This is a genomic window from Hydrogenophaga soli, assembly GCF_054777695.1.
In genome coordinates, this window is sequence record NZ_BAAHAK010000001.1 from 426,961 (window position 1) to 437,787 (window position 10,827).

The following is a 10,827-nucleotide window of genomic DNA, read 5'->3' on the forward strand; positions in this document are numbered from 1 at the left end:
ATACAAGTGACAGAGGTGTTTTTTATCCTTATTTCTTTGGGCTTGCTGGGGGTGGCGTTCCGCCCCGCGTGGGCCGAATGGCGACACCCCACGGACACGGAGCCCTTGCAGGTCCTGCCCAACTACACCAGCGACATCGACCACTTCTCCGACCAGTTCAGGGCCGCAGTGATGGGGCGCTTGTCGGGTGACTTGGCCTCTTTCACCGACGTGTTCGACTTTGCCCCCGATGACCTGGACACCATGGACTGGAGCCAGGTGCTGCGCCCCGTGGTGTGTCTGACCACGGTGAAGCCTCGGCGGGCCATTGAAGGCGCGGCCACGCTGTTTGTCCATGGCGACATGGAGGCCACGGTGCGCAGCCAGTTCGGGGCCTTGCTGGCGCTGGGGTCCATCCGCCTGGCGCCGGGGTCGGAGGTCCGCGAGTGGGCGCATGGCGATGGGGTGGTGCACCTGGGGCGGGACTGCACCGCCTGGCGGCGTTTGTCGTCGTCCACCTCGCTGGAGCTGGAGACCGGGTGCTGTTTCGAGCGCCTTCAAGCGCCCCTGATCCGCATGGGGGTGGCTGCGACGCCTCCCCCAGCGCGTGCGCCCAAGCCCCTCATCGACGCGGGGTTCAACCAGCTGGACGGGGCCTTGCAGCAAACACCCATCCTCACCCTGGTGCGGGGCAACTGCAAGTTGCCGCGTTTTCACCGCTACCACGGGTCGCTGGTCGTGACCGGGCGGCTGTCCATCGGGGCGGGCACCGAAATTTTTGGCGATGTCAAAGCCCATGGCGGCGTGGTCATGGGCGAGCGGGCGCGGGTGCACGGGGCCCTGTGCAGCGAACAGCAGCTCCAACTGCTGGAGCACGCCTGGGTGCTGGGGCCGGTGGTGTCGGAGTCGGTCATCCTGTTGGGGGTTCAGGTCCGGCTGGGTTTGCCCGACGCGCCCACCACGGTCAGTGCCGAAAGCATCATGGCCGAAGCGGGCGCCATGGCACATGGCACCGTCTGGGCGCGCGAAGGGGGGGTGGTATGGGCCGCTTGAGCCGCCGAGTGCTTGGACGGGTTGCCGCGGCGCTGTGTTCGCTGGCGCTGTGTGCGTGGGCTCGGGCCGCTGCGCCCGCTGGCCCGCTGGTGTTGACGGGGTATGCCGGTGCCGATGGCGCCATCAGCGTGCAACACCAGGGTGACACCGTGGACCCGTATTTCACCCTGCAAGCGCTGCTGCTGGCGCGTGAGTTCGGGCTGGACATTGGCCCCTATGCCCAGCCTTGGGCCAACTGGCTGGTGCTGCGGCAAAAGCCCGACGCCACGTTTGATCGCTTCTGCCGGGCAGGCCCCGTGTGGGCCCCCTGCAAAACCGCCGATGCGGACGACACCCTGCTGGCCCTGTGGCTGCGCCTGCTTGACACCATGCCCACCGAGTTGGCCGCCAACCCACGCTGGATGGCCAGCCACCGGGCCAGTGGCGTGGCGCTGGCGGCGTTGCGGGACCCCGTGCGCGGCATCTACATGGTGTCGCCCGTGTACCAGCACGGCCTGTTCATGGACAACTTGGAGGTCTTGTCGTACCAGTCCCCGTGCAAACCGCCTTGTGCGCCGACGGCGGCCCACAGCCGCTTGGCGCAGGACATCCACCGGGCGTTCTGGGATGCCCCGGCGCAGCAGTTTCTGGTGTCCACCCAGCCCGAGCAAAAGGCCATGCCCGATGCCTTCTACCCGGCGCAGGTGACGCAGCTGTACCCGTTGCTGTTCGATTTCAAGCTGCACCACCTCGACCCAAGGGCGCACTACCGCCGATGGATGCAGCGCCACCGGGGCAACTGGTTGGCGCAGTCCCGCACCGACTTTGCCTGGGGCCTGGTGGCCTTGATTGCACTGAAGTTCCAGGACACCACATCGGCGGGGTGCTGGTTGCGCGAAACCGCGGCAGCGCGGGGCAGTTCGCACTGGATCGTCACCGACGAAGTGGCCCGCCAGGTGTTGCTGCATCACCGGGTGGCGGCGGCCGCACCGGGGGTGGCATGCCAGTGAGCCCCGCCAACACGCTCACCTGGCGTGACGAGGGGGCTGGCCGTTTTTTTTCTTGTTCTCCATCCACAAGAGGTCCTTCATGTTTCCCAAGACGCACCTGTTTTGCATCGGCACCCGTCCCGAGATCATCAAGATGGCCCCGGTCTACCGCCGACTCAAAGCCCATGGGCACAACGTGCGGGTGCTGCACACGGGCCAGCACGGGGCCGTGGCCGACGAGCTCTACACCTTCTTCGGCATGCCGCCAGACATCCGCATCGATTTGCAGCGCCAGTCCCCGTCGCTGGCGCACCTGTCGGTGGCGTTGATGAACGGCATCGAGCAGGCCATGCACACCCTGCGGCCCGATGTGCTGCTGGTGCAGGGTGACACCAGCTCCGCGCTGGTGGGGGCGTTGGTGGGCTACTACAACGATGTGCCGGTGGCCCACATCGAGGCAGGGTTGCGCACGGGCGAGCGAGAACCGTTTCCCGAAGAAAAAAACCGCCAGTTGATCGCCCAGTTGGCCCACTGGCACTTCACCCCCACCCCACAGTGCACCCACAACCTGCGCACCGAAGGGGTGGCGGCGGACCGGATCGTGGAGGTGGGCAACACCGTGATCGACGCGGCGCAGTGGACCAGTGGGCGCATCAGCCGCGCGGATTTTGATCTGATGACCACCTGCCCCGCCGACTTGAGGGGGTTCATGCACCGGCACCTCACCCAGCGCCTGGTGCTGGTGACGGCCCATCGGCGCGAGAACTGGGGGCAGCCCATCCGCCACATTGCGCAGGCGCTGGCCAACACGCTGGCCCAGCACCCCGATGTGGTGGCCGTGTGGCCCGTGCACCCCAACCCGGCGGTGCGGGCCGATGTGGAGGCGGTGCTGGACAGCCTGCCGGCATCGGTCCGCGTGCGCATCTGCCTGACCGAGCCGCTGGGCTACCCGGTGTTGATCGCGCTGCTGTTGCGCTGCCACTTTGCGCTGACCGATTCGGGCGGTATCCAGGAGGAAGCCTCGGCCTTTGGCAAACCGGTGCTGATTGCCCGCCACAGCACCGAACGCCAGGAGCTGGTGCAGGCCGGTGGGGCCGTTCTGGTGGGAACCGATGTGGACGGCATTCACCGTCACGCCACCACGCTGCTGACCCATGGCGCGGCCTACCGCGCCATGCAACTGGTGCGCAGCCCGTTCGGCGACGGGCATTCCGCTCAGCGCATTGCCACCACGCTGGCGGGGGGGCCGTGGGCGCAGGTGCAAGCGCCGACCGTGGCTGGGACGCCTCCGGTGCACGTGTCCGCCCATCCGGTGCCTTTCACAACTGCAACCGTTTGAGGTCCCACCATGAACCCCATGTGCTCCACAGTCCGACTGAGTTCGCAACGTCCATGCCTTTTCGTCCGGTGTCTCGCCGTCGGTGGGCTGGCGATGTTTGCCCCACTGGCCCTTTGGGCGCAGGACAGGGCGCCCGATGCCCCGTCCACATGGGCGGGGGAACCCCCGAGTCCCCCAACGGCTGCGCCGTTGAACGAGGTGACCGTCAGCGTGGGCGGGCACCAGTTGAGCAACGGCTACGGCCATTGGCGCGACGTGCGGCTCAACGGCGTGTACGAGATGGGTGCCCATGTGTGGCAGGTGGAGTTGGCCGCCAAGCGGGAGTTTGGCCAAGCGGGCCTGTTTTTGGGGGTGGGCGACACCATCACCCTGAGCCCGGATTGGTACACAAGCCTGTCGGTGGGGGCGGGCGATGGTGCGTTCTACCTGCCACGTGTGCGTGCAGACGCGGCGGTGTACAAGAAGTGGCTCCCCGCTCAGAACTTCGTCACCTCGGTGGGGCTGGGGTATTACCGGGCCCCTGATGGTCACATCGACCGTTCGCTCAGCCTGGGCGGTGTCTGGTACTTCGAGCAGCCCTGGGTGGTCGAAGCCGGTTTGCGGCTCAACCGCAGCAACCCGGGCCAGATCAACACCCAGCAGCGCTTTGTGGCCGCCACCTATGGCCGCGCCCGCCATGACCTGTTCACCCTGCGCCACGGCTGGGGGGGGGAGGGCTACCAGTCCATTGCAGCGCAGGCGGCGCTGGTCAACATCAGAAGCCACCAGACCGGGCTCATGTGGAAGCATTGGGTGACGCCCCAAGGCGGTGTGCAGCTGAGCCTGGAGCACTACCGCAACCCGTACTACAGCCGCAATGGCTTGACGGTGGCGTTTTTTCACAGTTTCCAGTGACCGAGTGGGGCCGCCATGTCGTCTGTGTTCCCCACCCAACCCGCGTCGTCATTGCCCTCCAGCCACGAGCGGGAGGTCGCGTTTGAAGCCGCTCGCCGCACCCTGGCGGCCTCGCCCTGTGCGCACCTGGCCACCAAACCCCACCGCGCCATCCGCCATGTGGTGGCGCGGCCAGGGCTGCTGCTCCACATGGTGGCGTTGCCTGCACTGCTGATCGCAGGTTTGTACAGCACGCACACCGCCCTGTTCGGGTTCTGGCGCGCCTATGTGCTGTGGTGGGCGGAGCGAATGGACTTGCCCTTGCGTGTGGCGTCCGCCATGGAGCGGAGCGATCAGATGGGGTTGGTGTGGCAGGCCGACGCCCCCGGGGTGGGCCTGTCGGTGGACCAAGGGCTGTGGCTGGGCTTGGCCATCACGGTGTTGGCGTGGATCGGCACCCTGTTCATGCGTGGGGCGTGGTTGCCCATCAAGTACCTGATCCGCACGGGGTGTGTGGTGCAAACCTTGTCGTTGGTCTACTTTGTCTGGGTCCCCATCCCGTTTCCCCACGGGGTGCTCGGTCATGTGGTCAATGTGCTGGAGGTGGGCTACACGCTGATGCTGGCCATCCCGGTGCTCCTGGGGCTGGGCTACTACGCGCTGAACCTGGGGCTGGGCACCAAGCTGTGGCACACGGTGCTGATCTGGGCGTACTTCGCCGTCATGGTTCCGCAGCAGGCGCTGGTTCACCTGGTGGTGTTGCAGCACCTGTCGGTGGTGTTCATGCCCACGCTCTACCTGTGTTTCGGGGCGCTGTTCGACATGATGGTTTTTGTGGCCCTGTACGCCTGGGCCGCCAGCAAGGCCCCGTTGTCGGCCACCACCTGAGGAGGCGCATTCACCCCCATTCCCATCCTGTCTGTACGGCACCGTACGCAAACGCATAAACCGCCACAAGGTCTTGAGAATCCGGCCTGCCGCAACGGCTTGGCCTTCGGGATGCCTGCTTTCCCGATGGCTGTGCAGTGCGGCATCAGCGGATCGGCGTGCTCCTTTTGGGCACCGCTGGTTCCGTGCCAACCTCAAGGGTTTGTATGCAACGTCGCCAATGGCTTTTGGGAGCGCCTGCTCTGGCCTGGGGTTTGTCCACGGGTGCCAACGCGGTGGCTCAGGTCACCTGTGTGCCACCCCCATCCGACGGGGGCATCGATGCCCTGGCCGAAATCAAAGCGTTGCGCATTCCGTCGGGACCGTACAAGGGCGGGTACGAACTTGCCCCCAACGGCAAGCTGAACTGGTACTTTGTGAACCTGGGCCTCATGCCGCTGGTGCGCTTGCTGTCGCCTGCCGAGCTGGACACCCACATCCGCACCTACCTGGACCTGTACCTGGCCAACCTGGAGCCCAATGGCAGCATTGCCGACATCGACCTGCCCTACGGGCGGGCCAACCCAACGGTGTTCAAAAAGGTGCCCTCTGACTCCGATGACGCCTACGCCGCCACCTTCCTGTCGCTGGCGTCGCGCTACGTGGTGGCCAGTGGCAACTGGACCTGGTGGGAAGCGCACAAAGCCCAGCTGAAAACCATGGCCTACCGCAACCTGGCGCTCACGGCCAAGCCCTCGGGTTTGACGGCGGTGTTCCAGGCACCCCGCAGCCAGACCAACGCCATTGGCTACCTGATGGACAACTGCGAGGGCTACCGGGGCCTGCGCGACTTTGCCGCCGTGCTGCGCTCGCGCAGCGAAATCCGGGACGCCAACTACCACGACCTGCTGGCGACCAACACCGCCAAGGGCATTCAGAACCTGCTGTTCCAGGCCCAGCCCCAAGCCTTTGTGGCCAGTGACGCAAGCCGTCAACCGGGCACCGCGTTCTACCCCGACACCACCTGCCAGGTCTACGCACAGGCGTTTGGCGTGACCGAACTGGCCCCGCAGTTTGCAGCTGGTTGGGCCTACCTGAACGCCCATTCCCCGGGCTGGGAAACCGGACGTTACGACCCCTTCCCCTGGGCGGTGCTGGGCTATGTGGCCGCGCTGCAGGGGCAGGTGGCGCAGGCCCGCAGTCAACTGGCGGCGATCGACAAGACCTTTGTCTCCAACCGAAGCCTGGTCACCATCAATGAACTGGGCTTTTACCTCCGCACCCGAGCGGTCCTTGACGGTGTCGCCAACGCGTGACACCGGAGCGCCAGCCGTGTGTGCGGCAACAGACAGAAACCGCTTGTGCAGACACCCAGAATGGCTTGGCAGACCCCGCCAACCCACACTGGACACCCAGCATCGACCAAGCCCTTGCCAACCGCCTGCTGGCCAAACTCCAGCAGGCCGAGCGCTCGTTGCTGCTCGACCATGCCGAGCTGGTGGAACTGGACGGTGCCCAGGTGCTGGTGCGGGCCGGGCAGGGGTTGGCCCATGCCTACTTTCCGACCAACTGCATGATTTCTCTGCTCACCACCCAACCCGCGGCACGCGCCTTCGAAGTGGGGCAAATCGGCTTTGAAGGGGTGCTGGGGGCCAGCAGCGCCCTGGGCGTGACCGCTTCCGCCTTCGACGCCGTGGTGACCGGTGCCGGGCAGGCCTGGCGCATCCCGCTGGCGGTGCTGCGGCGGCAATGCCTGCACAGCCGGTTCTTGAGTGTCCTGATGGTTCGCTTCCTGTACATCCAACTGGAGCAAATGGGTGCGCTGGCGGCCTGCGGGCAGTTCCACGCCTTGGAGCAGCGCTTGGCCAGGCTGCTGCTGATGTGCCAGGACCGCATGCGCGTGCCCGACCTGGAGGTGACCCACGAAGGCTTGGCACGGGTCATGGGCGTGCGCCGCGCCAGCGTGACGATGCTGGCCGGGGCTTTTCAGAAACGTCACCTGATCCGCCACAGCCGGGGCCACATGGTCATTGTGGACCGCCCGGGGTTGCAGGCCACCTCGTGCCCGTGTCACGCGCAGGACCTGGCGTTTTACGAACAGGTCATGTCGGAGAAGTGGCCTTCCGCGTGACCGGTTGCGCACGACACGGGCGCCACGTGGTCTGCCGCACAGAGCGGCCAAGGTCCCCAACGTAATCTGGGTGTGCAGCCCCCGTGGGCTGCGTCCTCATCCTCATCACGTCTGTGGAGCTTGTCCATGAAAACCAACCCGTGCCTGTTGCTTCGTGCCTCGACCGCCGCACAGTCCATTGACCCGCCTGTCCAGTCGTCTCGCCCCGTGAAGTCTGGACCCCTGACGGCACCGCCGAGGTCTGAAGGGGACTTCGAAGCCTCTGCGCTGTGGGCCATGCAAGACGGCTATGCCATCCAGCCCGACCGGGTCCAGGTCCGTTGGGTCGACGGATGTGTGCACCTGAGCGGCGAGGTGCAGTGGCAGTACCAGAAAGACGGTGCCACCCGCTGTGTGCAGGCGCTGGATGGCGTGAAGGCGGTTCACAACATGCTTCGCTTGCGTCCGCACGAAGTCAGCGTCGGGAGCGTCCAGCGGTTGGCGGTGCTGGCGGTGAAAGCGCAAAGCCCTCAGATGGGGGCGTTCAAGGGGTGAGCAGGGCCGCGGCGGCGTCCCAGCCGCTGCGCATGGCCCCTTCCAGCGTGGCGGGGTAGGGGCCATCCACATCGTCACCGGCCCGCAGCAGGCCGGGGGCCAGCCGCATGGGCGGGCGGGCCAGTGCCGGGGTGCAGGCAAAGGTGGCGTGTTTTTCCACGATGGTTTGCACCGGCTGCACCGTCAACCCCAACTGCGCGTGGGCCTGTTGCTCCACGCGGGCCTGCAGGTCGGCGGCGCTGCCGTGTGCGGCACTCACCACGAAGGCCAGCAAGCCTGCCGGGCCGCCCAGCTGGCCGCGGTCAAACACAAACTGGGCTGGGTGTTGCGGGCTGTCGGCCAGCGACAGCATGGGCTGCGCCAACCGGGTGTGGTCAGCCGGGCCTTGTGCGTACACCGTGGCAATGGCTTCGTACCGCCACGCTGGTGCGATGGTTGCTTCTGAATTGATAGCTGCTTGCGCTTTCAAATAAAGCGGTAGAGCCGTATTTTTTGTTGAATTTGACCAGATCACCCGGTCAAACACCTGGCCGTGCAGGCACCAGCGGTCGCCCTGGCGCTTCACGTCGGTGACGCGCTGGCCCAGGTGGAGTCGCGCTCCCTGCCCGGTCAACCACTGGGTGGCCGGTTCGGGCCACAGCGTCCCCAGGGGTACCCGCGGCAGCAGCAGGTTGGAGCCTCCGGTACCGGCGAACAGCGCATCTTTCAGCACCCGCAAGAACACCTGGCCACTGGCGTCGGCGGCGGGGGTGTTGAGGGCGGACACGCACAGGGGGTCGATGAAGCCGCGCATCAGGCGCTCGGGCAGGCCGTGGCACAGCTGCGCCACGGTGGTGGAGGCTTGGCAATCAAAGCCCTGCCAGCGCCACCGTGCTGCGGTGGCCAGCAGGGCCAGTTTGTCGCTCAGCCGCCAGCCGCGGGCACCCAGCACCCCGGCCAGCATGTCCAACGGCGCGGGCCAGTCGGGCAGCTTCAGGCCCTCCCCCTGGGGGTTGAGCAGCGTCAGTGGCAGGCGCAGCAGCAGGGTGTCGGGGTCGGCCCCCACCCGGCGCATCAGGTCCAGGGTGCAGGTGTAGGCCCCAATGAGGATGTGTTGGCCGTTGTCCAAGACCAGGGGGCCTTGCGGGGTGTCCACCTGCACGGTTCGGGCCCGCCCGCCCCAGTGTCGGCTGGCTTCGAACACCGTGACGCGATGGCCGTCCAACGTGGCGCGCACCGCCGCGGCCAGACCGGCCCAGCCGCCACCCACCACGGCCACTTGGAGCGCCGAGGGGTTCACATCCGGCCCAGGGCTTGCACCTTCCAGGCCAGCCACAGCTTGCGCAGGGGCGTGAGGGCCACCCGCTGGTGCAGCACCTGGAAGCGCTCGGCCTCGATTTCGCGCAGCAGCGTGCGGTAGATGCTGGCCATCATCAGCCCGGGCTTCTGGGCGCGGCGGTCGGCCGCGGGCAGCAGCGCAAAGGCCTGGTCGTACAGGGCGTGGGCACGTTCGGTCTGGAAGCGCATCAGCGCCTCGAAGCGCTCGGAATGCTGGCGCTGGAGGATGTCGTTGGCCTTCACCTCAAACCGTTGCAGCTCGTTCACCGGCAGGTAGATGCGGCCCCGCAAGGCGTCTTCACCCACGTCGCGGATGATGTTGGTGAGCTGGAACGCCAGGCCCAGCGTGTGGGCGTAGCGGGTGGTGTCGGGGTCTGTCTGGCCAAAAATGCGGGCCGACACCTCACCCACCACACCGGCCACCAGGTGGCAGTAGCGTTGCAGGCCCGGGTAGTCGAGGTAACGGGTTTGCTCCAGGTCCATCTGGCAGCCGTCGATGATGGCCTGCAGTGGTGCCTCCGTGATGCCGAAGGTGGCAGTGTGTGGCATCAGGGCCTGCATGACCGGGTGGCTGGGCTGGCCTGCAAAGGCCTGGCGAACCTCGCCGTGCCACCAGGCCAGCTTCTGCGCGGCCACGCTGAGGTCGGTGGCGTCGTCCACCACGTCGTCCACCTCGCGGCAAAAGGCGTAGAAGGCCGTGATGGCTTCGCGCCGGGCCGCGGGCAGGAACAGGAAGGCGTAATAAAAGCTGCTGCCCGAGGCAACGGCTTTTTGTTGGACGTATTGCTGGGGGGTCATGCGAAGGAGGGCTGGAGCGGCTGGCGAGTTTACCGATCCCCCAGCCTTGGGGATGCAGCCGGGCCTTGTGGCATGCGCGCCGCCCGCCACAGCAGCCGCAGCAGGTCGGTCTTTTGCAGGGTGGGGCGGTGCAGCCAGGTTTGGTGGTTGAGCTCGGCAATGCGTTCGGCAATGCGCAGGCCGCCTTGCACCACCAGCCGCAGCTCCCAGCCCACGCGCCCGGGCAGGTGCACCGCCAGGGGGGCACCGCGGTGCATGCGCGCCACGGCATCCTGCACCAGCTCGGCCACGGCGACGCGGCAGGCTGCCGTGCGGGGGACGGGTGCATCGGCGGTGGGGGCAAAGTCCGCCAGTGTCAGCCCGTGATGTTGCAGCACGTCGGTGGGCAGGTAATGCCGCTGGCGGGGCCAGTCCACGCTGATGTCCTGCCAGAAGTTGATGAGTTGCAGCGCCGAGCAGATGTCGTCGCTTTGTGCCAGGCGGGCGGGATCGGTCACGCCGTACAAGTGCAGCAGCAGGCGGCCCACGGGGTTGGCCGACTTTTCGCAATAGGCCAACAGCTCGTCCACGCTGGCGTAGGGCTGTTGGTGGGCGGTGCGGTGCACGTCCTGCTCAAAGGCGTCGAGCAGCGCATGCAGGTGCAGCGGGGGCAGGGCCCATTGGCGCAGGTGCACGCGCAGCGTCTGGAACAAGGCCGGCCAACGCTGGGCCGAGGGGCTGAGCCCGTGGCCCAAGTTGGGTGGGGGTGGGTCGCCCGGCAACGTGGCCCAGTGCAGCCACTGGCGGTAGGCCGCCAAGTCGGCCAGGCGCTGGGCGGGGAGGGCATCGCCTTCATCGGCCAGGTCGTCGGCGGTGCGGGCGAAGTGGTAGATGGCGGCAATCACCGGGCGCAGGTGCGGTGGGCACAGCCACGAGGCCACGGGGAAGTTTTCGTCATGGTCCACACCGGTTTGCATGGGGAGATTGTC

The 10,827-nt window shown here is 66.9% G+C and carries 11 protein-coding genes; 8 read left to right on the top strand and 3 right to left on the bottom strand.

Annotation, left to right across the window (positions count from 1 at the left end):
* Positions 1–15 precede the first annotated feature (15 nt).
* The 8 genes from ACYVB7_RS01940 (at position 16) to ACYVB7_RS01975 (ending at position 7,744) form a co-directional block, all read left to right on the top strand.
* Entirely contained in the window at positions 16–1,032 is a 1,017-nt protein-coding gene (locus ACYVB7_RS01940) for a bactofilin family protein (protein WP_460504868.1), read from the top strand.
* Positions 1,033–1,040: 8 nt separating this feature from the next.
* Positions 1,041–2,021: a hypothetical protein gene (locus ACYVB7_RS01945; protein ID WP_460504869.1), complete on the top strand. Its 981-nt coding sequence runs from the start codon at positions 1,041–1,043 to the stop codon at positions 2,019–2,021.
* 79 nt (positions 2,022–2,100) lie between these two features.
* Complete coding sequence (gene wecB, locus ACYVB7_RS01950) at positions 2,101–3,339, top strand: UDP-N-acetyl glucosamine 2-epimerase (RefSeq protein WP_460504870.1); 1,239 nt, start codon at positions 2,101–2,103, stop codon at positions 3,337–3,339.
* Positions 3,340–3,537: 198 nt separating this feature from the next.
* Positions 3,538–4,233 (top strand): YaiO family outer membrane beta-barrel protein, encoded by a 696-nt coding sequence (locus ACYVB7_RS01955; protein WP_460505112.1) that lies wholly within the window; start codon positions 3,538–3,540, stop codon positions 4,231–4,233.
* Between the two features lie 15 nt (positions 4,234–4,248).
* Positions 4,249–5,100 carry a hypothetical protein gene (locus tag ACYVB7_RS01960; protein ID WP_460504871.1) on the top strand — a complete coding sequence of 284 codons (852 nt, stop codon included), beginning with the start codon at positions 4,249–4,251 and terminating at the stop codon, positions 5,098–5,100.
* A gap of 206 nt (positions 5,101–5,306) precedes the next feature.
* Positions 5,307–6,395 carry a hypothetical protein gene (locus tag ACYVB7_RS01965; protein WP_460504872.1) on the top strand — a complete coding sequence of 363 codons (1,089 nt, stop codon included), beginning with the start codon at positions 5,307–5,309 and terminating at the stop codon, positions 6,393–6,395.
* A gap of 65 nt (positions 6,396–6,460) precedes the next feature.
* Entirely contained in the window at positions 6,461–7,210 is a 750-nt protein-coding gene (locus tag ACYVB7_RS01970; RefSeq protein WP_460504873.1) for a Crp/Fnr family transcriptional regulator, read from the top strand.
* A 126-nt stretch (positions 7,211–7,336) separates the two neighbouring features.
* On the top strand, positions 7,337–7,744 hold the full coding sequence (locus tag ACYVB7_RS01975; RefSeq protein WP_460504874.1) for a BON domain-containing protein: 408 nt from the start codon (positions 7,337–7,339) through the stop codon (positions 7,742–7,744).
* Here the strand turns inward: ACYVB7_RS01975 and hpnE are convergent.
* Genes hpnE through hpnC form a run of 3 tightly spaced genes read right to left on the bottom strand, consistent with a single transcriptional unit; the run spans position 7,734 to position 10,815 of the window.
* Positions 7,734–9,023 (bottom strand): hydroxysqualene dehydroxylase, encoded by a 1,290-nt coding sequence (gene hpnE, locus ACYVB7_RS01980; protein ID WP_460504875.1) that lies wholly within the window; start codon positions 9,021–9,023, stop codon positions 7,734–7,736. The two genes, ACYVB7_RS01975 and hpnE, sit on opposite strands and share 11 nt — an antisense overlap.
* Positions 9,020–9,859 (bottom strand): phytoene/squalene synthase family protein, encoded by an 840-nt coding sequence (gene hpnD, locus ACYVB7_RS01985; protein ID WP_460504876.1) that lies wholly within the window; start codon positions 9,857–9,859, stop codon positions 9,020–9,022. Before hpnD ends, hpnE begins: the two co-directional genes overlap by 4 nt.
* A gap of 29 nt (positions 9,860–9,888) precedes the next feature.
* Complete coding sequence (gene hpnC, locus ACYVB7_RS01990) at positions 9,889–10,815, bottom strand: isoprenoid biosynthesis enzyme family protein (protein ID WP_460504877.1); 927 nt, start codon at positions 10,813–10,815, stop codon at positions 9,889–9,891.
* Positions 10,816–10,827 lie beyond the last annotated feature (12 nt).

Bases quoted from the DNA above. Each gene is read 5' to 3' on its own strand.
- wecB (WP_460504870.1), top strand. From the start codon at position 2,101: ATGTTTCCCAAGACGCACCTGTTTTGCATCGGCACCCGTCCCGAGATC.
- ACYVB7_RS01960 (WP_460504871.1), top strand. From the start codon at position 4,249: ATGTCGTCTGTGTTCCCCACCCAACCCGCGTCGTCATTGCCCTCCAGC.
- ACYVB7_RS01965 (WP_460504872.1), top strand. From the start codon at position 5,307: ATGCAACGTCGCCAATGGCTTTTGGGAGCGCCTGCTCTGGCCTGGGGT.
- ACYVB7_RS01975 (WP_460504874.1), top strand. From the start codon at position 7,337: ATGAAAACCAACCCGTGCCTGTTGCTTCGTGCCTCGACCGCCGCACAG.
- hpnD (WP_460504876.1), bottom strand. From the start codon at position 9,859: ATGACCCCCCAGCAATACGTCCAACAAAAAGCCGTTGCCTCGGGCAGC.
- hpnC (WP_460504877.1), bottom strand. From the start codon at position 10,815: ATGCAAACCGGTGTGGACCATGACGAAAACTTCCCCGTGGCCTCGTGG.